19 protein-coding genes are annotated in these 20,773 nt (G+C 60.6%); 12 read left to right on the top strand and 7 right to left on the bottom strand.

Going from position 1 to position 20,773, the window contains the following annotated elements:
* The first annotated feature begins 563 nt into the window (after positions 1-563).
* The 6 genes from T370_RS0102315 (at position 564) to T370_RS0102290 (ending at position 5,842) form a co-directional block, all read left to right on the top strand.
* On the top strand, positions 564-959 hold the full coding sequence (locus T370_RS0102315) for a hypothetical protein (RefSeq protein WP_029434597.1): 396 nt from the start codon (positions 564-566) through the stop codon (positions 957-959).
* Positions 960-1,189: 230 nt separating this feature from the next.
* Positions 1,190-2,302 carry an ABC transporter substrate-binding protein gene (locus tag T370_RS0102310; protein WP_029434596.1) on the top strand — a complete coding sequence of 371 codons (1,113 nt, stop codon included), beginning with the start codon at positions 1,190-1,192 and terminating at the stop codon, positions 2,300-2,302.
* A 149-nt stretch (positions 2,303-2,451) separates the two neighbouring features.
* A complete protein-coding gene (locus T370_RS0102305; RefSeq protein WP_005028998.1) occupies positions 2,452-3,321 on the top strand; it encodes an ABC transporter permease in 870 nt (289 codons plus the stop codon).
* Positions 3,318-4,154: an ABC transporter ATP-binding protein gene (locus T370_RS0102300; protein WP_029434595.1), complete on the top strand. Its 837-nt coding sequence runs from the start codon at positions 3,318-3,320 to the stop codon at positions 4,152-4,154. Before T370_RS0102305 ends, T370_RS0102300 begins: the two co-directional genes overlap by 4 nt.
* Before the next feature lie 14 nt (positions 4,155-4,168).
* A complete protein-coding gene (locus T370_RS0102295) occupies positions 4,169-4,945 on the top strand; it encodes an ABC transporter permease (RefSeq protein ID WP_029434594.1) in 777 nt (258 codons plus the stop codon).
* 12 nt (positions 4,946-4,957) lie between these two features.
* Entirely contained in the window at positions 4,958-5,842 is an 885-nt protein-coding gene (locus tag T370_RS0102290) for an ABC transporter ATP-binding protein (protein WP_029434593.1), read from the top strand.
* Positions 5,843-5,973: 131 nt separating this feature from the next.
* Here T370_RS0102290 and T370_RS0102285 read toward each other — a convergent pair whose 3' ends face one another.
* Positions 5,974-6,393 carry a PaaI family thioesterase gene (locus tag T370_RS0102285; RefSeq protein WP_029434592.1) on the bottom strand — a complete coding sequence of 140 codons (420 nt, stop codon included), beginning with the start codon at positions 6,391-6,393 and terminating at the stop codon, positions 5,974-5,976.
* 727 nt (positions 6,394-7,120) lie between these two features.
* On the opposite strand from T370_RS0102285, the gene T370_RS0102280 reads away from it, so the two are divergent.
* Positions 7,121-8,128, top strand: a complete 1,008-nt coding sequence (locus T370_RS0102280; RefSeq protein ID WP_005028987.1) for a TRAP transporter substrate-binding protein — start codon at positions 7,121-7,123, stop codon at positions 8,126-8,128.
* A 322-nt stretch (positions 8,129-8,450) separates the two neighbouring features.
* On the opposite strand, the gene T370_RS0102275 is transcribed toward T370_RS0102280, so the two are convergent.
* The gene (locus T370_RS0102275; protein WP_005028983.1) at positions 8,451-9,485 is read right to left on the bottom strand and encodes an ABC transporter substrate-binding protein; all 1,035 of its coding nucleotides are present in this window, start codon (positions 9,483-9,485) and stop codon (positions 8,451-8,453) included.
* Between the two features lie 130 nt (positions 9,486-9,615).
* Between T370_RS0102275 and T370_RS0102270 the strand changes: the two genes are divergently transcribed.
* The 5 genes from T370_RS0102270 (at position 9,616) to T370_RS0102250 (ending at position 16,526) form a co-directional block, all read left to right on the top strand.
* A complete protein-coding gene (locus T370_RS0102270) occupies positions 9,616-11,580 on the top strand; it encodes a sigma-54-dependent Fis family transcriptional regulator (RefSeq protein ID WP_029434591.1) in 1,965 nt (654 codons plus the stop codon).
* A gap of 231 nt (positions 11,581-11,811) precedes the next feature.
* A complete protein-coding gene (locus tag T370_RS0102265; RefSeq protein WP_005028980.1) occupies positions 11,812-12,810 on the top strand; it encodes a tripartite tricarboxylate transporter substrate binding protein in 999 nt (332 codons plus the stop codon).
* A gap of 62 nt (positions 12,811-12,872) precedes the next feature.
* Positions 12,873-13,352, top strand: a complete 480-nt coding sequence (locus tag T370_RS0102260; protein ID WP_029434590.1) for a tripartite tricarboxylate transporter TctB family protein — start codon at positions 12,873-12,875, stop codon at positions 13,350-13,352.
* A 14-nt stretch (positions 13,353-13,366) separates the two neighbouring features.
* Positions 13,367-14,860, top strand: a complete 1,494-nt coding sequence (locus T370_RS0102255; RefSeq protein WP_029434589.1) for a tripartite tricarboxylate transporter permease — start codon at positions 13,367-13,369, stop codon at positions 14,858-14,860.
* 25 nt (positions 14,861-14,885) lie between these two features.
* Complete coding sequence (locus tag T370_RS0102250; protein ID WP_029434588.1) at positions 14,886-16,526, top strand: amidohydrolase; 1,641 nt, start codon at positions 14,886-14,888, stop codon at positions 16,524-16,526.
* A 250-nt stretch (positions 16,527-16,776) separates the two neighbouring features.
* Here the strand turns inward: T370_RS0102250 and T370_RS0102245 are convergent, their stop codons facing one another.
* The 5 genes from T370_RS0102245 to larB all read right to left on the bottom strand — a co-directional run bounded on the left by T370_RS0102245 (position 16,777) and on the right by larB (position 20,763).
* Complete coding sequence (locus T370_RS0102245) at positions 16,777-17,316, bottom strand: flavodoxin family protein (protein WP_029434587.1); 540 nt, start codon at positions 17,314-17,316, stop codon at positions 16,777-16,779.
* A gap of 22 nt (positions 17,317-17,338) precedes the next feature.
* Complete coding sequence (locus T370_RS0102240) at positions 17,339-17,950, bottom strand: flavodoxin (protein ID WP_029434586.1); 612 nt, start codon at positions 17,948-17,950, stop codon at positions 17,339-17,341.
* Positions 17,951-18,276: 326 nt separating this feature from the next.
* Entirely contained in the window at positions 18,277-19,104 is an 828-nt protein-coding gene (locus T370_RS0102235) for an adenine nucleotide alpha-hydrolase family protein (protein ID WP_248604188.1), read from the bottom strand.
* 76 nt (positions 19,105-19,180) lie between these two features.
* The gene (larC, locus tag T370_RS0102230) at positions 19,181-20,023 is read right to left on the bottom strand and encodes a nickel pincer cofactor biosynthesis protein LarC (RefSeq protein ID WP_029434584.1); all 843 of its coding nucleotides are present in this window, start codon (positions 20,021-20,023) and stop codon (positions 19,181-19,183) included.
* On the bottom strand, positions 20,020-20,763 hold the full coding sequence (gene larB, locus T370_RS0102225; RefSeq protein WP_211250450.1) for a nickel pincer cofactor biosynthesis protein LarB: 744 nt from the start codon (positions 20,761-20,763) through the stop codon (positions 20,020-20,022). Before larB ends, larC begins: the two co-directional genes overlap by 4 nt.
* Positions 20,764-20,773 lie beyond the last annotated feature (10 nt).

Genomic DNA, 20,773 nt, shown 5'->3' with positions numbered 1-20,773 from the left:
CTACACGAAAGGCTTTCCCGTCCGGTGCTCCGCTCTCTTTTTTCAAATCGCCTTCATTTGCGGCCCCCAACCCATGTTTGCCGCCTCGCGGTGTGCGGAAAGCTGTATTTCCGCGTACCCAAACGGATTAGAACTGGCAGGACCTGCTCGCGGGAGCACATGCCTTTTTATTCACAAAATATTTTCACTATAAATATCAATATAATATAAAATGATAATTCCAATCCCCATACAGTCGGCACGGCAGATCAAAAAAAATTTCCAATTCGTAAATGATTTTTGTCGAATGTATACAAAAAGTTACCTCATTTTATTCATATGATTTGATTGATAATCCATATGCCTTATACCCCTTATGGTGAAGCGCCGCTATTGCTTTTATACCTCTCAGAATGAGTACGTTAAAGCTCCTAACCTATGCATATGCCTGCCAAAGCCCATTGACACCCACTCGAAAAACGTGCTCTCTTGTTCTCACAGGAACAAAGTCCTTTGAGGCACAGGCGTCCATAGTCCCCATACAGCCCAACCGTTCAGGCGTCTTCTGAACAAGGGAATGATGTATGCGATACGCTTCCGAAAGACTCTCGCTTTTCCGCACGGTGTTCGTGCAGGTCGCCGCGTTGCTCCTGTTCGCGGCGGGCGGGATGTTGCTCGCGGGAGCGGAAAGGGAACTGAACGTACGCCCCACCCATCATGCGGAAATGGCTCCCGCCGCCGAGTTGCTGGACAACCGGCTGCCCGCTGTGCTCAAAGGCCAGCCGGACGAGCTCCCAGCGCCTGCCGAGAAATCGTTTCAGAAGAAGACCCGCGGTTCTCAGCCGCCCTTTGCCCTGAGCGGACTTTCCCCCATGCTTCAGCCGGAACCTCCTGTCCGGCTCAGTGAAGCCGTCTCGGCCCTCCTCCCCTCTTGGCGCGGCCTCGTCGCCTTTCCCCTGCCTCCCCCCGCGTCCGCCTAGCGGACCGGGAACGGCCTTTCGTCTCCTCTTGGGGGCCGTTCCCTCCACGCGCCTTGTTTTCCCATGTCGATTCCGGTCCGGATGTGCCGTTCCGCCCGACGGGCTTTTCCGCAAAGCCTCCGTCTCTCGGCGCTCGTCCCTTCGCCTCAGGCTGGCCGCCTGGCGGAAGAACGCGGTACGTCCCGGATGCCCCGCATCCACACTGTGACGCTTTACGACAGGAAACAGCCATGAAGATCAAGTCTCTTCTCGGAACGCTCGCGCTCTCCCTCGGTCTGCTCGCCTCCCCCGCCGCTGCGGAAAAGTTCGTCGTCGGCTTCCAGCCCTATGACACCATCTCCTATCAGGCCATCGTCAACGCCGAACTGGGGCTCTGGAAGAAGTATACCCCCGCCGGTACGGAAATCGAATTTCAGCCCGCCCTGCAAGGCACCGTCGTCGCCAACAACATGCTGGCGAACAAGGCGCAGGTCGGCTACATGAGCGTCATGCCCGCCACCATCCTCTGCTCCAAGCCGAAGCAGGCGGAAATCAAGATGGTCGCCACCCTCGGCATGTCCAAGGGCACCCGCTGCTCGCTCGTCGTGGTCCGCAAGGACGCCCCCGAATTCAAGAGCAACGAAGAAGTCGCCCGCTGGCTCGACGGCAAGATCATCGCCGCCCCCAAGGGCAGCGCGTCCGACCAGTACCTCCGCCGTTTCTTTGAAAAGTATAACGTGAAGCCGGGCGAATACCTGAACCAGTCCATCGAAGTCATCGCCACCAACTTCCGCATCGGCAAGATCGACGCCGCCTCCCTGTGGGAGCCCACCCTGTCCCGTATCGCCACTGACGTAGGCGAAGGCACCGCCCGCATCGTGGCCGACGGCAGCGCCTGCGACAACCCCGACCTCGGCATCCTGAACATGCGCGCCGACTTTGTGAAGAACCACCGCGACGTGGCCAAGGGCTACCTGCGCGCCGAACTCGAAGCACAGCGCTACATGCTCGATCCCGCCAACTGGGAAAACGTCATCAATATGGTTTCCAAGTACGCCACCGGCATCCCGAAGAACGTGCTGTGGTACTCCATCTACGGCCTCGTCCCCTCCGACAGTTCCGACCCCGTCCGCGAATGGAAGAACTTCTATTTCGGCGACCGTGAAAACGCCAACATCGTTGAAGTCGCGCCCTTCCTCTTCAAGTCCAAGATCATCAGCATGGAAAAGCTCCCCGACGGCACCGTCGACGACACGCTCGCCCGCGAAGTCTTCAAGGAAGCCGGATACGCTCCCGCCAGCCCCGACGCCGCCCTCGGCGTGATCAAGGGTGCCAAGGCGGCCGACTGCCCCTTCAAGAACTAACCGGTCCCAGCGGTTCCGTTCCCCGCCGGAGCGGAACCGCAACGAAAACCGTTTGCGGCGGGCCCTCCCCTGAGGGCGGCGTCTCAGCCCCTGCGCCTCAAACGGGCTTTTCACAAAGCTGAACCCACCCCAACCCCGAGGGGAACCCCATGAGCCAAGCCATCATGCAACGCCAGACGACCAAAGGCCCAAGCGCCTGGGAAGTGACGCTGGCGAATACGAAACTCTGGCTGAAGAGTCCGACCCCATACCTGAACGCGCTCGGTCTGGTGGCCTTCGTACTCTTCTGGTACCTGACGACGGAATATTTCCAGCTGCCCTATTTTGAAAAGCTCCCCGGCCCCGTGGCCAGCTTCCAGGAATGGGTCTCCAAAGACCCCATCTACGGGATCTCCATCTATACCAGCGACTATTACGCCCACATCGGCATCAGCGTCTGGCGCGTATTCCAGGCCTTCATGCTCGCCACGCTCCTCGGCGTGCCCACCGGCCTGTTCATGGGCTGGAACAAGACGTTCAAGGACTACTCCTTCCCGCTGCTCGAAACCCTGCGCCCCATCCCCATGCTGGCATGGGTCCCGCTGGCGATCCTGATGTGGCCCGGACGTGAGGCGTCCATCGTGTTCCTGACGTTCCTCGGTTCCTACTTCGCCACGGTGCTCAACACCCTGCTCGGCGTGGAGTCCATCGACGAATCCTATTTCCGCGCGGCCCGCTCACTCGGCGCACGGCCCCGCGACGTATTCTTCAAGGTCATCCTGCCGGGCGCCATGCCGTTCATCTTCACCGGCCTTCAGATCAGCATGGGGTACGCGTGGTTCTCGCTGGTCGCGGGCGAAATGCTCGCGGGCGAATACGGCCTCGGCTACCTCATCTGGAACTCGTTTATGCTGGTGCAATACCCCGTGATCATCATCGCCATGATCACGCTCGGCGTCATCGGCTCGTTGAGCAGCTTGCTCATCCGTATGATAGGCAACCGCCTCATGCAGTGGAAGGTCAGGGAGGAAGTACGATGAGCGGCAACGAAACGCCCACGCGCGGGCACATCCAGATCAACAACGTCAGCAAGATATACGATCCCGACGGCGCCAAGGTCCTTGCCGTGGACCGCTGCACCATGGACATCGCCCCCGGCGAGTTCTGCGTGGTCGTCGGCCCTTCGGGATGCGGCAAAACAACCCTCCTCAACGCCATCGCGGGCTTCCACAGCATCAGCAGCGGAGAAATCCTCCTCGACGGCGAAGTGCTCTGCTCCGCCGACAAGCAGGCGCAGCCCGGCTCCGACCGCATCGTGGTCTTCCAGAACGGCGCGCTGTTCCCATGGTTCACCGTGCTTGAGAACGTCACCTTCGGGCCCATCGTCCAGAAGGCCATGCGCAAGGAAGAGGCGGAGGACAAGGCCATGGAGATGCTCGGCCAAATGGGCCTCATGGGCATCGAGAACAACTACCCGAGCGAAATCTCCTCGGGTATGCGCCGCCGCGTGGAAATCGCCCGGGCCATGATGAACAACCCCCGCGTGCTCCTGCTCGACGAGCCGTTCCGGGCCATGGACGCCCTGACCAAGACCGTGGTGCACCAGTTCCTGCTTCAGGTGTACGATAGGAGCAAGACCACCGTCTTCTTCATCACGCACGACCTTGAAGAGGCCATCTTCCTCGGGAGCAAGGTCTACATCATGACCACCCGCCCCGCGACCATCAAAAAGATCCTCGACGTGGACATCCCCCGCCCCCGCGACTTCCGCGTGCTGTCCTCGCCGACCTACACGCGGCTGAAGGAAGAATGCATCTCCGCCGTCCATGAGGAAGCCCTCAAGGCATTCAAGGCCGGCGAACGGGAAATGTAACCGAAGGAGACACCATGTCGTCGATCAAAAAGAGCCTGTGCAGCGCAACCGCGCGGCGCGGCATCATATCCATCATCGTGTTCACCGTCGTTTGGGAAATCTGCACCCGCCTGCACGTGCCTATCATCGGCAACGTCCCCGCGCCCTCGTCCGTCATCGGCTCCATGGGCAAGCAGCTTACCGACGCCTTCTACTGGATCTCGTGGCGCGACAGCATGATGCGCATCGTGGGCGGCTTCGTCCTCGCGCAGGCCATCGGCATCCCGCTGGGCCTGCTCCTCGGGGCCAGCAAGACGGCGCACAGCCTCATCTATCCTGTGTTCGAAATCATGCGCCCGGTTCCGCCGCTGGCGTGGGTTCCGGTCGCGGTCATCTTCTGGCCCACCCCTGAAATGAGCATGGTCTTCGTTACCTTCCTCGGGGCGTTCTTCATCGTCGTGATCAACATCGTGGACGGCGTGCGCAGCATCGACGCCCGCTACCTGCGGGCCGCCCGCTCCCTCGGTTCCTCGCGTTCCGACATGTTCTGGCACATCCTGCTTCCCGGCAGCCTTCCGAGCATCGTCGTCGGCATGACCGTCGGCATGGGCGTGACGTGGGCCGTCGTGGTCGCCGCCGAAATGATCGCCAGCCGCACCGGCCTCGGCTACCTGACGTGGAGCGCCTACGTTGCGGGCGAATTCCCGGTCATCATCATCGGCATGATGAGCATCGGCATAGCCGGATACGTCTGTTCGGCCATCATCCGCTTCGCGGGCGCCCGCATGACCCCGTGGCTGCGTACATTCTAAAGAGAGGCGACCATGAGCGACATCGGTATGGGATACGGCGAAATGCAGATCGCCGACCTCTGCAAAGGCTACGGCATCGGCCCCCTGCATAAGGAAGTCATCAAGGATTGTTCCTTCACGCTGGAAAAAAGCAAGCTCACCGTCCTCATCGGGCCGTCGGGCTGCGGCAAGTCGGCGCTCATCAACATGCTGGCGGGCTATGAGACGCCCGACGCGGGCAGCATCCTCATTGACGGGGAAAAAGTCTCCGGCCCCGGACCCGACCGTCTGGTCGTGTTTCAGGAGACCGCGCTGTTCCCGTGGATGACCGTGTTCGAAAACGTCAGCTACGGCCCCCGCGTGCGCGGCGAGCTGAGCGGCAAGGACCTCGAAAACACAACCATGAAGCTGCTGGAAATGGTCGGCCTCGAGGATTTCCGCAGCAAGTACCCCTCGCAGCTCTCGGGCGGTATGCAGCGCCGCGCCGAACTGGTCCGCGCCATGATCAACCAGCCGAAGGTCATGATGATGGACGAGCCCTTCCGCGGTCTGGACGCCATGACCCGCGCCCTCATGCAGGAATACTACGTGCGCCTTTTTGAGGAGCACCGGGGGACCAACCTGTTCGTCACCTCCGAGCTGGAGGAAGGCATTTTCCTTGCCGACCGTCTGGTCGTGCTGACGAATCAGCCTTGCCAGGTCAAGAAGGTCATGGACGTCAACCTGCCCCGCCCGCGCACCTTCGACATGATGGCCATGCCCGAATACGTGGACATCAAGCGCGAAGTGCTGGAACTGCTGCACGACGAAGCCATGAAGTCCTTCGCCACGGGAGCGGTCAACGCGGCGGATTTTCTCGAAGCCTACTCCCAGCTCGGGCAGGATCAAGCCCAGCCCCGCATGGAAGGGCACAAATAACCCGTAGCGGCGGCCAAACCGGAAAAGGCGGGGAACTCCCGCCTTTTTCATTTCTGGAAGCCAGACACGACAAAACCCGTCCCACATGCTCGGGAACGGGCTGCTCCGTTGTCGGCGCACCCTCTGTAGCGCTATGCGCCTTTCGGCTGAATGGGGTATTTGGTCATAAACCCGGTGACGGTGGCGATGGCGACCAGCGTCCCGTCCGAATCGGTGATGCGGACGTCATAGGTCCCCAGATTCCGGCCTGAGCGGATCTTGCGGGCTTCGCCGCGCAGGGGGCCGATGCGCCCCGGCTCGAGGTAGGAAATGTTCGTCTGGGCGTTGACGCAATAGAGCCCGGCGGCATTGGAAACCGTGGCGAACGTCATGTCCACCAGCGCGAAAATGGCCCCGCCGTGCGCGTGGCCCATGCCGTTGCGGTGGCGCTCGTCCAGCGGCATGATCGCCACGCCATGCTCAGACCCGACTTCGAGGAGCTCGATGCCCATATGCCGGGCGAACGGATCATGATGGTTGAAATGGTAACGGACTTCTTCGTAAGACGGCATCCTGCCCTCCTGATGCGTGTGCGGCGGCCTTCGCGGGACGCCGGAAAGCGTTGTTCGTAGGGCTGCGGAGCGCCTCTCCGGGCGTACGCGCAACCGTCAGCATACGAACATTTTTTCCCTGAAAACGCCAGCCCCCGCGCGGTGCTGCCCAGCCTTCCCCTTTTCCTCCCTCCGTCCCCATATATCCAGCTCGATTTTACCGGATCACACCGCGGCCTTTCTCTTTTTCAGCGGATCAACATCCTCTTCGGGGGCCGCACACGCTCATGCCCTACATGCGGATTGCCCCGTATGTATGAGCACTATTTCAGGGACGTATGACGTCCTTGCCATTTTTTTATCATGTCGCTTGTAGACAACCTTATACGAATCTGATATATCTATGACAACAAAAATATTTTATTATACCGAATGCTTATATATTAATATTCATAATTATCTTAAAATACTATAAAAATATATGTAGTTTCCATAATTATGTATATTTTATATATAATTATGCTCAATTTTTTTATTTATATTTATATAAAAATATCAATTTTGACTCATATATATTATTTATTATTGAAATTACATGGAATATGTCAAAAAACCAACATTTTTTTCGTTCACAAACAACCCGTCGCCCATTATTTGCGGCGATTCCCCTGGGAGGTGATACATCAAGAAAATGATCCAACGGTGAGTCGCAAGCCTCTAACCCCTTACATCAAGGAAGAGAAACTCGATGAAATGCCCAAAGATCCTGTCCCTGCTGCTTATGATCCTGCTCTTGTCGACCGGCTATGCCTCCGCTGCCCCGAGCCAGACATTGAAAATCGCCGCTGGTGATCCTGAAGATTCCGAAATGGGCGTGGTCGGCAATGCCTTTAAGGAATACATCGAAGAAAAGACGAAAGGTGACGTCGAGATCCAGTGCTTCTACAGCGGCTCTCTCGGCGACGAAAGCGAATGCCTCCGCAACGTGCAGAAAGGCACGCTGCCCATGGCGATGGCCGGCATAGCCAACCTCGTGCCTTTCGAGAAAAAACTCGGCCTGCTGACCCTGCCCTACCTGTTCTCCAACATAGACGAAGTGGTAACGGGCACCAACAGCGCTCCTGCGGAATTGTTGAACAGCTATGCCACAAAATCAGGATTCCGTATCCTTACGTGGACCTATACGGACTTCCGCTACATCTCCAATGCCAAGCGCCCCATCACCAAGATGGCCGACATGCAGGGCCTGAAGTTCCGCGTGCCCCAGAGCGCCGTGCTGATCGCCGCTTATAAAGCCTTCGGCGGCAGCCCGACCCCTATCTCCTGGGCCGAAACCTTCACCGCGCTTCAGCAGGGCGTCGTGGACGGCCAGTGCTACGGCTACATCGGCTTCAAGGCCAATAAGTTCAATGAAGCCAACCAGAAATACCTCACCGAAGTCCATTACACCTATCAGCTCCAGCCTCTGGTCATCAGCGAGCGCGTCTTCAAGAAGATGACCCCCGAAATGCAGAAACTGCTGATAGATGCGGGTAAATACGCGCAGGAAAAAGTGCTCAAGTACCAGATCGAGCAAGCTGACGCGGCCAAGAAATACCTCATCGACAACGGCCTCCAAGTCTCGCAGCTGGAAGACGAAGACGTGTGGAAAAAGGCCGCGATGGAAAAGGTCTGGCCTGAAATGGCCGACTTCGTAGGCGGCAAGGAAACCATCAACGCCTACCTGAAGGCCTGCGGCAAGCCCCTCTGGAAGTAACCCCTTCCATCCGGACCTGCCGAGCCCGGAATGCCCCTCCGGGCTCTTTCCCTCTCCGGATGGGGAAACGGGGGCATCCTCCCTATACGGGAAAAGTTTTTCCATTGAGCCCCACACATGAAAACGCCTCCCGCCCCTGGACCAGGGTGGGAGGCGTTTTCACGCTGGTGTAGCGGGAAAGAGGCAGTCCCCATTGCGTTTCTGTTGCCGTTTCACACGGTTCCGGGTAAAAACGCCGGAAAGCCGGGTGAAACGGAATCGCCGCATCCGAAAGCCCTCTGCGGAAACGCCGCAAAAGCCTTCTTCCCATGTCTTCGGAGGATTACTTGAGCGCCTTGAGGAAGCGGTCCGAGACGGCTTCGGGCGTGGCGTGCCGATGCGCCGTGTCGGGATTCATCTTCTCGGAAAAGGCCGCAATCTCGGCCAGCCATGCCTTCAGCGGGCTTTCCCCATCTTCCCCGAACAGGGCAAGCTGCTCCTCCAGCGAAAAGACGGGATGTTCCCGCAGTTCGGCAATGGCGTCGGCCTCGGAAAACTTTTTGCCCATCCACGCCTCCGCGAAGCGGACATAGGCTGGAGCCAATGTTTCCGGGCCCTGCGCCTTGATCTCATCCACAACCCGCAGGTAGACTTTCAAAAACGCACGCACGGCGTCCGGATTCTTTTCCGTGAACGCGCGATCCGCGACAAGGAGCACGGGCTGCGTTGCACCGCAATCCTGCGAATGCGCCGCGACTTTGAACCCGAGCGTTTCGGCCTCGCGGGTGAACGGCGACCAGACGGCGAGGATATCGCCGTACCCGTTCTTGAACGCGCCGAGGGCGGGTGTCGGTTCCAGTTCCTCGATCTTGACGTCCTTCTCCTCAAGCCCGAGCGCGGCGAGCCATTTGTCGAGCAGATAGCGGGCCGACGTTTTTTTGGGGCACAGGATGAGCTTGCCCTTGACGGATTCGGGCGTCCCGAAGACATTCGGGAAATCGGGATTGAATCCCTTTTCCGCAAGGATCGGGCTATCGGGGCGGGTCAGGATCATGTTGGCCGAAGATTCGTCGTTGGCGATGGCAATCACTTCCACCTGATCGCTCATGGTGGCCTGCATGGCGGGAACCGCCCCGCAACCGGCGATGGCCCAATCGTAGGCCCTGACGTTTTCGATGAGGCTCTTGCCGGAATCGAACCGGAGCATGATGATGTCCAATCCGGCTTCCTTGTCCCAGCCTTTTTCCTTTGCGTACCATGTCAAAAACGCCTCGTGCTCGCCAAGCCATGCCGTACGGAGGGTTTCGGACAGGGAGGGCGACGACTGAAACAGGCTGCCGAAAAGCGCGCATACTGCAAACAGTGTCTTGAATCGCATAACAGGTTCCTTTGTGTTGAATGTTGTAAACCGGGCTCAGGCCCGGATGCCACCCGTCCATAAGCAAAAAGCGTTCCTACCCCTCACATCCCGGCGCCGGGGAACGAGGCAGGGCGCACGGGGAAAAGAGATGCTCCCGCAGTACGAATTTCAAATGACCCTCATCGCGCCCTACAAGGGCCTCGATGCCCGGATTTTCAGACAGGTCGCCAAAGATCTGCGCTGCCGCATCAAATTCATGGATCTGGCCTTCGATGAGGCCATCGAAGCGGCGAAACGCCTCTCCCCGGATACCTGCGACGTCGTCCTCAGCCGCGGCGTCACCGTGGACGTCGTCAAACAGAATTCCTCCATACCCGTCGTGCCCATCGACTTCTCCGCATGGGATCTCCTGCAGGCGCTCCAGCCCTATGCGGGGCATGTCCGCAACGTCGCGTTCTTTCGGTACTCCACCCCGCTGCCCGGTCTCTCCAGCGTGGAAAAAGCCCTTGGCATGAGAATCAAGGAACACCTTTACGGCTCCAAAAACGAGATGCACCTCCGGCTCATCCAGCTGGACCCCGCCGACGTGGAGCTCTTCGTCGCACGCGGGACGCTCGTATGCCAATGGGCCACCGCAGCGGGGTTCCCCACGCTTGAGATCATCGACGGCGAAATATCCGCCAAGCGGACGCTCCTTGAGGCGGTCAACGTCGCCCGCGCCCGCCGGTCCGAACGCCAGCGCACCGCGCGCTTCGGAGCCATCCTCGACGCCATCGACGAAGGCATCGTGGTGTACGACGCACAGGGCAAAGTGAACCTCATCACCCCCTCGGCGGAATCCCTCCTCAACTGCGCGAAAAAAGAAGCCCTCGGAGAGCACATCCGGACCGTTATGCCCGGCGTCTTCTCTCCCGGCACGCTGGCGGGCGACAAGGCGGAACATGGGCGCGTCCACGACATCCGGGGCACCACCCTCGTCATCAACCGCGTGCCCATCCTTTTCCAAGGGCAGAACGTGGGGACGGTCTGCTCCATATCCGACGCCCGGCGCATCTACAAAGCGGAGGCAAAGCTCCGCAACAAACTAAAATCAAAAGGTTTTACCACGCGCTACTCGTTTGGGGACATCCGTACCCGCTCCCCGCACGTGCGGCATCTCAAAGAGCTTGGCGTACTCTACGCCTCCACGGACGCCAACCTGCTCATCTGCGGGGAATCCGGCACGGGCAAGGAACTGTTCGCCCAAAGCATCCACGCCGCCAGCCTGCGCAAAGACAAGCCGTTCGTGGCCGTGAACTGTGCCGCCATCCCCGAAGGGCTGCTGGAAAGCGAACTTTTCGGCTATGAGGAAGGCGCGTTTACCGGCGCGAGGCGTCAGGGCAAGGCGGGCATGTTCGAGCTGGCCCACACCGGAACCCTGTTCCTCGACGAAATCGGGGACTTGCCGCTTACCCTTCAGGGGCGGCTGCTGCGCGTGCTTCAGGAACGGGAATTGGTACGCGTGGGCGGGACGCAGGTGATCCCCCTCGACGTACGCGTCCTGTGCGCCACGCATCAGGATCTCCGCCAGCTTGTGGCAGAGGAACGGTTCCGGGCGGACCTCTTTTACCGCCTCAACGTGCTCTCTTTGCGCCTCCCGCCACTCAGGGAAAGGCTTGAGGATATTGTGGATCTCGCCGTTTCCCATCTGAGGGAACATCTCGACGAGCCTCCGGCGGAAAGCCTGCTCGTCTCCCAGCTTGAGCGTCCCCTGCTGCGCCATCCGTGGCCCGGCAACATCCGCGAACTGCTCAGCCTCATGGAACGCATGGCGATCGTAGCCAACCACATGGCCGAAGTGACGGACTGGGAACAATTGCTTTTGTCCCTATGGGAAGATCCGCCTCTGGAGGAGTCCCCCATAACGCCGAGCCTCCCCCAAGAGCCCGAGGATTCGCCGCCTCTTACCCTCAGGAGCCACATGGCGCGGGAAGAGGCCCGGTTCATCCGGCAAGCCGTCGCCCGGTGCGGAGGGGATATGGGCAAGGCCGCCCACCTTCTCGGCATCAGCCGGATGACGTTGTGGCGCAAGCTTCAAGGGCTTGCGGAAACAAATGCGGAACATTCCGAGTAACAATATTGATACAAAAAGTTAACAAACATGGTATAGTGTAACATTTTTGTTACAGCCAATGCCGCCTTTTTCCCTTTCCATATACCAATAAACGGCGATTTCCCTTCAAATGGGCTGGCATATTTTTTGATATAATGTCTCTCAAGAGCCTTTCGGCACAATGCCGTCGGCGCGCTGGAAGGGGCAGTCCCCTGCCCATGTCCCCCACACAATCAGAAGGATGGAGTTGCCATGAAGAAAAGCATCATCGCCTCGTTGCTCATCGCCTGTTCCCTGTTTATCGGCGGCAACACGGATGCCCGGGCGGAATACCCCTACGACAAGCCCATCAACATCATCGTGCCCTTCGGCCCCGGAGGCGGCGTCGACATCGCGGCGCGCATCCTCGCCGACTACTTCCAGCAGAACTACAACATCACCATCAACGTCGTGAACAAGCCCGGCGGCGCACAGGCCATCGGCATCAATGAAATGCTCCGCGCCCGTCCCGACGGCTATACCCTCGCCTTCCCCGGCTTCAGCGCCCTCGCCACCACCCCCAAGCTGACCAACGTGGGGTATACCCTCAAGAACATCAAGCCCGTCGCCCACATCGCCAGCATGGAATGCGTGCTGAGCACCAACAAGAGCTCCGGCATCGACACGTGGGAAAAATTCCTCCAGGCCGCGGAAAAGAACCCCGATGGGACCGTCTACGGGACTACCGGCTCCATCTCCACGCAACGCCTGTACATGACGAAGCTGACCGACCGCTTCCACGGCGATCTCAAGATCCGCCATACCGCCTATACCAGCGGCCATGAAGTGAGCACCGCCCTGCTCGGCAAGCACATCACCGCCGGCTTCCAGGTCCCGGCCAACATTCTGCCTTATGCCAACTCCGGCGACTTCAACGTCATCGCCATCTCCCGCAAGGAACGCCGCGCCGATCTGCCCAATACGCCAACCTTCCGCGAACTGTACGCCGACAAGATGACCCCCGCGGACGAGAAGTGGATCGATCTCGGCGCGTGGCACGGCCTCGTGGTGTCCAGCAAGGTCAAGGACGATCGCATCGCCGCGCTCGAACCCCTCATCGAAAAGGCCATGAAGGACCCCGAAGTCATCGAAAAATTCAACAAAATCGGCCTTGATGCCGGGTATCTCCCCGCCAAGGAATTCGGACAGCTTATCCAGTCGTCCTCGGACCTCGCCGACGAAGTGCTGGCCGGGCGCAAGTCGCTTGACTAACGAATACCGGGGCGGAGCGCGGGTGCGCCCCGCCCTTCCTTTTCACGACGAGGGGTCGCTTCATGAAAAATAAGACGGATTTCTTTATCGGCTTGGCGCTGCTCGCCTTCTGCTGCGTCATGGGATACCAGATACACTTGATCCCGGAACCCGCAGCGCTCGACTTCTTCTCGGCGGGTTCGTTCCCGATGGGCGTCACGATCGCCTTGGCCCTGCTCTCGCTTGTCCTCGTGGCAAGGGCCGTCTTGGGCAGGGATGAAAGCGCGGCCTGCTGGCCTGAAAGGAAGCTCGCCGTCAAAATCGGACTGATGGCCGCGTGGATCCTCATCTATGTCATCGGGTTCATTTTCCTCGGGGAATACGCCTACGACGCCGAGTGGCCCGAAGGCACGGGCTTCGTCATCTCCACGCTGGTTTTCCTCTCTGGGGCGCAGGTGCTGACCGGATACCGCAATCCCTTCTACATCTCTCTTATTTCCGCAGGGATATCAGCCTTCCTGTATGCCGTGTTCGCCATCTTCTTCAAAGTCCCTCTTCCCTAAAAAGGCGGTACTCCATGTTCGATATGTTCATGACAGCCTTCAGTTCGGCCTGTAGTCTGGAAGCCCTCGTCGCCAACTTCATCGGCGTGGCGCTCGGCATCGTCTTCGGCGCGCTGCCCGGCCTCACCGCCGTCATGGGCGTGGCCCTGCTCATTCCCTTGACCTTCGGCTTCCCCGCCGTCATCGCCTTTTCCTCCCTGCTCGGCATGTACTGCGGGGCCATCTACGCGGGCAGCATCACCGCCATCCTCGTCGGCACTCCGGGCACGGCGGCCGCCGCCGCGACCATGCTCGAAGGGCCGCAGTTCACCGCCCGCGGGGAATCGCTCAAGGCGCTCGAAATGACCACCATCGCCTCCTTCATCGGCGGCATCTTCTCCTGCCTTGTGCTGGCCACGGTCGCCCCCCAGCTCGCACACTTCGCCCTCGACTTCAGCGCCCCGGAATATTTCTCCCTCGGCATCTTCGGCCTGACCATTGTGGCGACGCTGTCCGAAGGTGCGCTGCTCAAGGGCTGCATCGCGGCGCTGCTCGGCATGCTCATCTCCATGATCGGCATGGACCCGCTTTCCGGCAATCTGCGCATGACCTTCGACTCGCCCGACCTCATCAACGGCGTATCCCTCGTCCCGGCGCTCGTCGGCCTGTACGCCCTGTCGCAAGTGCTGATCACGGTTGAAGACGTGTTCATGGGCCGCAAGCTCTCCACTGCCGAAATCTCGCGCAAGCGTATGCCCCTTTCCGAAATCTGGACAAACCGGGCCGCCCTGCTCCGCGGCTCGATCATCGGCACGTTCATCGGCATCGTCCCGGCCACGGGCTCGGGCACGGCCTCATTCGCGGCCTACAGCGAAACCAAGCGCCATTCAAAGCATCCCGAACTTTTCGGCAAGGGCTCCATTGAAGGCATCGCGGCCACGGAATCCGCCAACAACGCCGTCACCGGCGGCGCGCTCATCCCCTTGCTGACCCTCGGCGTGCCCGGCGACGTGGTCACGGCGATCATGCTCGGCGCGCTTATGATCCAGGGCATGACTCCCGGTCCGCTGCTGTTCCAGGAACAGGGCACGCTCGTCTACAGCATTTTCATCGCCCTGTTCGTCTCCAACGTCTTCATGCTGCTTCTGGGCTACTACGCGGTGCGCCTGTTCGCCAAGGTCGTGCTCATTCCCGGCGGCATCCTCATGCCCCTCGTCACCACCCTGTGCGTGGTGGGCGGCTACGCCCTGAACAACTCCAACTTCGACCTCGCCGTCATGGCCGGTTTCGGGTTGCTCGGCTACATCATGACCAAGGCGCGCTTCCCGCTCGCCCCCCTGCTCCTCGCCATGATCCTCTCCGGAATCATCGAAACCAACTTCCGCAGGGCGCTCAGCATCTCCAATCAGGATTTCTCCGTATTCTTCACCCGTCCTGTCTGCGCGGCGTTCCTCGCCATCAGCCTCTTCATCCTGTTCAACCTGCTCTGGAAGGAATGGAAGAAGTACCGCGCCGCCAGCGCCGCCTGATCCCGCAACCCTTATGAGGCCAGCCATGCAACAAGCGACTCACATCTACCGGAACGGCACCATCCTGACGATGGATTCCCGCTGCTCCATCGTTTCCTGCCTTGCCGTATCCGGCGAAACCATCCTTGCCGTGGGCTCGGAAGCCGAAATGGCCCCGTTCCAGGGCCCGGAAACCCGCATCGTCGATCTGGGCGGGCGGTTCATGATGCCGGGCTTCTACGACTGCCACAGCCATTTCATGCGCGCGGGCATGTACAACAAATACTATCTCGACGTGAATTCCCATCCCATCGGGGACGTGAGGACGCACGGCGACATCCGCCGCAAGGTACGCGAAGCCCTTTCGGATATGCCCGCCGGGGAATGGCTGCTCTGCGCGGGGTATGACGATACCGCCGTTGCCGAAGAGCGGCATTTCACACTTGCCGAACTGGACGCGATGGCCCCGGATCACCCGCTGTTCCTGCGCCACATCTCCGGGCATCTGGCCCTGTGCAACAGCAAGGCGTTTGAGGCAGCCGGAATCACGGATGAAACCCTGAATCCGTCGGGCGGCGTGTTCCGGCATGACGGCAACGGCCGCCTCACCGGATTGGTGGAGGAACCCGCCGCAATGGAGATGGTTCTGGCAGCCTCCCCGCAGATGACCGAGGAAAAATGGCTCGGCGCGGTGGAACGGGCTACCGACGACTATGTCGCCAAAGGCGTGACGACCGCCCACGACGGCGGCGTCACCACGGCCATGTGGAAAAACTACATGACCGCCCACAAACGGGGGATGCTCAAAAACCGCGTCCAGCTTCTGCCCAAGCACGGCTGGTTCGACTTCTCGCTGGCCCCCACCGTGCAATGCGGCACGCCCCTGACCAAGGACGGCCTGCTCAGCATGGGCGCTGTGAAACTGTTTCAGGACGGGAGCCTCCAAGGGTACACCGGCTATCTGAGCAATCCCTACCATTCGCTGCCGGACGCCATCTCCGACGGGTCATGGCGCGGATACCCCATCTACAATCCCCGTGAACTCGTCAACATCGTTACCCGCTACCACGAAGAGGGCTGGCAGGTCGCCATCCACGGCAACGGCGACGCGGGCATCGAAGACATCCTCAACGCCTTTGAGGAAGCGCAAAAGGCGTACCCCCGGGCCAACGCGCGGCACATCATCATCCATTGCCAGACCGTCCGCGAGGATCAGCTCGACCGCATCGAACGGCTCGGCGTGGTTCCGTCCTTCTTCACCGTACACACCTATTACTGGGGCGACCGCCATCGGGACATCTTCCTCGGGAAAGCCCGCGCATCCCGGATCGATCCGCTGCGGAGCGCCCTGAAACGCGGCATCCCCTTCACTTCCCACAACGACACCTCCGTCACGCCTATGGATCCGCTGCTCTCCGTCTGGTCGGCGGTCAACCGGCTCACCGGCAGCGGCAAGGTGCTCGGCGAGGATCAGACCGTCTCTGTGCTGGATGCCCTGAAAAGCGTCACCATATGGGGCGCCTACCAGTTCCATGAAGAACGCATGAAGGGCAGCCTTGAGCCCGGCAAGCTCGCCGATATGGTCATCCTCGGCGAGAACCCGCTTGAAATCGCGCCCGAACGCATCAGGGACATCCCGATTCTGGCGACCCTGGTGGGCAACCGGCTCGTCTACGGCTCCCTGTAATGTCCCCGTCCCCAACGCACCGGGCAAAGGATGATCCCCCTTCCCCCGCCCGGTGCGATTTGGGGTTCCCCCGGCGGCACACTCGCCCATTCCTCCGGGCGGCCGCCGGGGGAACCAACCTCCATATAAGAACACCCGCTCAGTCAATCCGAGCGGGTGTCCTTATATGGAGGAAGGATAGGGGGAGACGCTCCATTCGGCCGCCGTCCAGCCGCAACCGGGACGCCGCACAGAATCGGCATACCGGAACTTATGCGTGCCGCCCCATTTCGTATGCCTCATTCAGAGCCGGGCTTTCCTTGATGTCGCCTTTTTTCCATGCGCCCGATCCGTAAACGATGCCCTTTTCCTGCGCGCCTTCCAGACAGTACAGGAACCCGCGGAACCCTTCGATGGTCCTCTCCAGCGACCGCTTTTCGCCGTCGGCGGCGGTGGCGATGAAGTAAAACGCCTTGTTGCTGATTTCCGTATACCGGGCGACGCACCGATCAATAAGCGTCTTCATCTGCGCATCCATCGTATAGAAATACACCGGCGTCGCCATGACGATCACGTCAGCGGCGATCATCTTTCCCAGAATCTCGGCCATATCGTCCTTCTGCACGCAGACGCCGTTGTTCTGGTGGCAGGCTTCACAGCCGATGCAATAGCCGATGTTTTTGTCGCGGAGGAAAACCTTTTCGGCCCGATGGCCGGATTCCCGCGCGCCTTCCATGAAGCGATCACACAATATATCGGAATTGCCGCCCTTTCTGGGGCTCCCCGACAGTATCAGTATATTTTTGCTCATGACATTCCTCTCGACGAAAAGGTTATTTTCCCATGCCGATCTTGCGAAGCCACGCGGCCACCTCGCCTTGCGCGGAAGCGGCCCGGCTTCCCCTGACGGCAAGCCCGTCCAGAACAACCGCCTTCGGGCAAAACGTCTTGATGTCCGCAACGCTGCGGCCCAGCGCGCTGCCCTCATGCGTGATGAACGGGGCAATCCGCTTGCCCGCCAAATCGTACTCGGACAGGAACGTCCTCACCGGCCCGGCTACAGTGCCCCACCAGTTGGGCGATCCCACGAAAACGACGTCGTACGCCTCGATGTGCCCGATCCTGTGCTTCAAAGGCGGCTTGTAGCCCGACGCCAGTTCCTGCTTCGCCTGATCCGTGGTCGCACGGTACGCCTCGGGATACGGCGTCACCGGCTGAAGTTCCACAATATCCCCGCCGACCGCCGCATGAATGGCCTCGGCGACGGCGCGCGTGTTGCCGGAACGGGAATAGTAGACGACCAACGCCTTGGCTCCGCCCTCCGTGGCGGCATAGGCCGACGAAACATGCGGCAACAAACGACCTCCGAACCCGGCAAGCAGCCCGGCGACCGTATATTTCAGCAGACTTCTTCTGGACGAATCGATTTCCAGTGCCTTGCTCATAACAATCCTCTCTTGTCCGTTTCGAACTTTCAGCTGTGTATTCCATCCATACGGATCAACAATTCCATGAATCAGATATACTGCCTCCGAACCTCTGTGAGTAGATACGATTCTACCCATTTTTTGCCTGATCCTCTCTTCCCTCCCCTCTGCAAGAGCCTATGGCTGTCTCTTCGGACACGCGGGCGCACATCTGAGGAAAGTACATGAAGATGTACCATTGAAGGACACGGCACGAGATACGGACAATGTCCGGCAACGCTTCCCAGAGACAGGGCGACAGAAAAAGCAAGGAGATCCCAGAGGCGGGGGAGGAGGAAAACGGCTCAGGCCCTGTCGAAAAAGCCGGAAAGCGTTTCCACCCTGACCACACGGGGAGGCGGAAGCTGGGGAACGGCTTCGGCAATGCGGCGGGCCAGCTCGGCACAAAGGCCGGGAGCAAGGGCGGGCTCCGGCAGGACGTGCAATTCCAGCCGTTCCGCATCGACGAGACGCAGACGGAAATCCGGCCCGGGCAGTCCGGCCGAGGCGAACACACCATGAACGGCCCGCTCACCGGCGGCAAGCCCCGCGAGCAGGGAACGCTCCGGCTTCATGCCGTACGGGAGCCGCGTCAGCAGGCAAGGCCGGGCTTTCTGCTCCGGATCTTCCATTCCCGTCAGTGCGGCGCACCGATGGATGTCCGCCTTGGTCAGGCCGGCGGAAGCCAGCGGGGACAGGATGCCGAGTTCCTCGACGGCCCGTATGCCGGGGCGGTACTGCCCCGCATCGGAAGCGTTCGTACCGTCGCACAGGGGAAGGTCGGTTCGAGCTTTCAGCAAGGAAAACAGGTTACGCTTGCACGCATAACAACGGCGGCGATCCCCGGAGGCCACCAAAGCTAAATCCAATGGATCGGCGGGAAGTTCCTCATAGGCGAGCTCCCGGGAGGCCGCCCAATGACGCGCGTAGTCCGTCTCTTCCGGGGGAATGTGCGGTCCGACGATGTGCAGCAGTACGGGCTCGAAGCCGAACCGCTGGGCAGCATGAGCGAGAAAACGGCTGTCCAGCCCACCCGAGTAGGCCAAAGCAAAACGGTTCCCTGCCGCGAGGACGCCGAGGACGCTTTCAAGACGCGGCAGGAGCGCGGTTTCCTCCGGAGACGCGGCGGTCATACTTGAATCCATCACGGCAATACCCTCATACACTTACAAAAAAATGCCGGAAACCCCGTTCACCGATACGGCGGCATCAGCCTTCAAGCTCCGTACCACAGGCGAAGATCGTCCCGTTGGGCGCATTGGCGAAAACACGCGACCCGTAGACCAGAGCCCGTTTTTCCACCAGCATGGCGGGCCACGGCCCGAACGTCGCTCCAAGGCTGCGAAGCAGGGCGATGGCTGTGGGCGTCACGGTTTCGCCTTCCCCGGAGAACGGACGGACGGGAATGCCTTCGAGCAGTTCCAGTACCGCAGGAGCCGGAACGGGTATGACGCCGTGGGCGCAAACGACCTCCCCGTCCGCAATGGGCAGGGGGCTGACCACAAACCGCGCGGGCGAGAGCCGCGTGAACAGGACGCAGGCCATACAAATGTCCAGGATGCTGTCCAGCGCGCCGACCTCATGAAAACGGACGGCCTCCGGCTTCATGCCGTGCACGGCGGCTTCGGCCTTCGCCAGCAACGTGAACGTATCCGAGGCCAAGCGCTTCGGCTCATCGTCCATGCCGCTCCCGGCGATGATCCCAAGAATATCCTCAAGGGTGCGGTGTTCGTGCTGGTGGGGAAGCGACACGTCCGCGAACCAGCCGCCGATACGGTTCACCTGCCGCCGCGTCAGGCGCACGGTCCCGGCGAGCTCGGGCAGCACGGCGGCAAGCAGCCTGTCCGTTTCCGCCTCGCCGAGTTCCGTCATGCGCAGCAGCCCGGCAAGGAACATATCCCCGGACAAGCCGGAATGTGACCGGATGGTCAGGATGCGGCCTCCCCGGGCTTTGCCCCGCCCATCCCCGTGGGCCGTTTCATGCGTATGGCCGTGCTCATGATGGTGTTCATGGCGGTGGGCATGATCCCCGTGTGCGTGCGCTTCGCTCATAATCCGTTTACCACCCTTGCGGCGGCGCAGGCCGCGCCGTACCCGTTGTCGATATTCATGATCCCCACGCCGGGAGCGCAGCTTGAAAGCATACTCGCCAGCGCGGCCCGTCCGCCCTGCGCCGCACCGTACCCAACGGACGTCGGCACGCCGAAGATCGGCTTGGGCGTAAGCCCGCCCATCACGCTGACCAGCGCGGCGTCGAGCCCGGCAACCACGATCACGGCATCGAAGGTATTGATCTCCTCCAGCCGCTCCGCGAGCCGCCACAACCCGGCAACGCCGCAGTCTTCAAACAGTTTGTGCCCGATGCCCAGATACGCCAGCGTCCGCGCCGCCTCCCAGGCTACGAAGCCGTCCGCCGTGCCCGCGGAAATGACGGCGACCCTGCCCTTGCCCTTCGGCGGGAGCGCGTCCCCGAACGCGGTACGCGACAGGGGATGGTAGTCATACCCTGCGCGGATCTCGGCGGGAACCCGGGCGAACACGTCCGGGGCAAGCCGTGTGAACAGGACCGGATGCCCCGAGCCCCTGCCAAAACGGGAGAGCAGCTCCACGAGCGCCTCGAAAGGCTTCCCTTCGCAAAAAACCGCTTCCGGCAGCCCGATCCGGGCCGTCCGGGCGTGATCAAACAGAATGCCGTGCTCCATATCCTTACCCGTCTTTTGGAAAATTCCGAAACACCACGCCGCCGGGGTGAAGGCCGAGGGGAGCCCCGCCCCACCGGTGCGGGCAGCCATGCGCCCGGGC

The sequence above is a fragment of the Bilophila wadsworthia ATCC 49260 genome (genome assembly GCF_000701705.1).
In the GTDB taxonomy this organism is placed as follows: domain Bacteria; phylum Desulfobacterota; class Desulfovibrionia; order Desulfovibrionales; family Desulfovibrionaceae; genus Bilophila; species Bilophila wadsworthia.
The sequence above is the reverse complement of the archived record's forward strand: the minus strand, read 5'-3'. Positions and strand labels throughout refer to the sequence as shown.

What these genes read in the sequence shown, in the direction of transcription:
- T370_RS0102315 (WP_029434597.1), top strand. Translation starts at nt 564, where the DNA reads ATGCGATACGCTTCCGAAAGACTCTCGCTTTTCCGCACGGTGTTCGTG.
- T370_RS0102310 (WP_029434596.1), top strand. Translation starts at nt 1,190, where the DNA reads ATGAAGATCAAGTCTCTTCTCGGAACGCTCGCGCTCTCCCTCGGTCTG.
- T370_RS0102305 (WP_005028998.1), top strand. Translation starts at nt 2,452, where the DNA reads ATGAGCCAAGCCATCATGCAACGCCAGACGACCAAAGGCCCAAGCGCC.
- T370_RS0102300 (WP_029434595.1), top strand. Translation starts at nt 3,318, where the DNA reads ATGAGCGGCAACGAAACGCCCACGCGCGGGCACATCCAGATCAACAAC.
- T370_RS0102295 (WP_029434594.1), top strand. Translation starts at nt 4,169, where the DNA reads ATGTCGTCGATCAAAAAGAGCCTGTGCAGCGCAACCGCGCGGCGCGGC.
- T370_RS0102290 (WP_029434593.1), top strand. Translation starts at nt 4,958, where the DNA reads ATGAGCGACATCGGTATGGGATACGGCGAAATGCAGATCGCCGACCTC.
- T370_RS0102285 (WP_029434592.1), bottom strand. Translation starts at nt 6,393, where the DNA reads ATGCCGTCTTACGAAGAAGTCCGTTACCATTTCAACCATCATGATCCG.
- T370_RS0102280 (WP_005028987.1), top strand. Translation starts at nt 7,121, where the DNA reads ATGAAATGCCCAAAGATCCTGTCCCTGCTGCTTATGATCCTGCTCTTG.
- T370_RS0102275 (WP_005028983.1), bottom strand. Translation starts at nt 9,485, where the DNA reads ATGCGATTCAAGACACTGTTTGCAGTATGCGCGCTTTTCGGCAGCCTG.
- T370_RS0102270 (WP_029434591.1), top strand. Translation starts at nt 9,616, where the DNA reads ATGCTCCCGCAGTACGAATTTCAAATGACCCTCATCGCGCCCTACAAG.
- T370_RS0102265 (WP_005028980.1), top strand. Translation starts at nt 11,812, where the DNA reads ATGAAGAAAAGCATCATCGCCTCGTTGCTCATCGCCTGTTCCCTGTTT.
- T370_RS0102260 (WP_029434590.1), top strand. Translation starts at nt 12,873, where the DNA reads ATGAAAAATAAGACGGATTTCTTTATCGGCTTGGCGCTGCTCGCCTTC.
- T370_RS0102255 (WP_029434589.1), top strand. Translation starts at nt 13,367, where the DNA reads ATGTTCGATATGTTCATGACAGCCTTCAGTTCGGCCTGTAGTCTGGAA.
- T370_RS0102250 (WP_029434588.1), top strand. Translation starts at nt 14,886, where the DNA reads ATGCAACAAGCGACTCACATCTACCGGAACGGCACCATCCTGACGATG.
- T370_RS0102245 (WP_029434587.1), bottom strand. Translation starts at nt 17,316, where the DNA reads ATGAGCAAAAATATACTGATACTGTCGGGGAGCCCCAGAAAGGGCGGC.
- T370_RS0102240 (WP_029434586.1), bottom strand. Translation starts at nt 17,950, where the DNA reads ATGAGCAAGGCACTGGAAATCGATTCGTCCAGAAGAAGTCTGCTGAAA.
- T370_RS0102235 (WP_248604188.1), bottom strand. Translation starts at nt 19,104, where the DNA reads ATGACCGCCGCGTCTCCGGAGGAAACCGCGCTCCTGCCGCGTCTTGAA.
- larC (WP_029434584.1), bottom strand. Translation starts at nt 20,023, where the DNA reads ATGAGCGAAGCGCACGCACACGGGGATCATGCCCACCGCCATGAACAC.
- larB (WP_211250450.1), bottom strand. Translation starts at nt 20,763, where the DNA reads ATGGCTGCCCGCACCGGTGGGGCGGGGCTCCCCTCGGCCTTCACCCCG.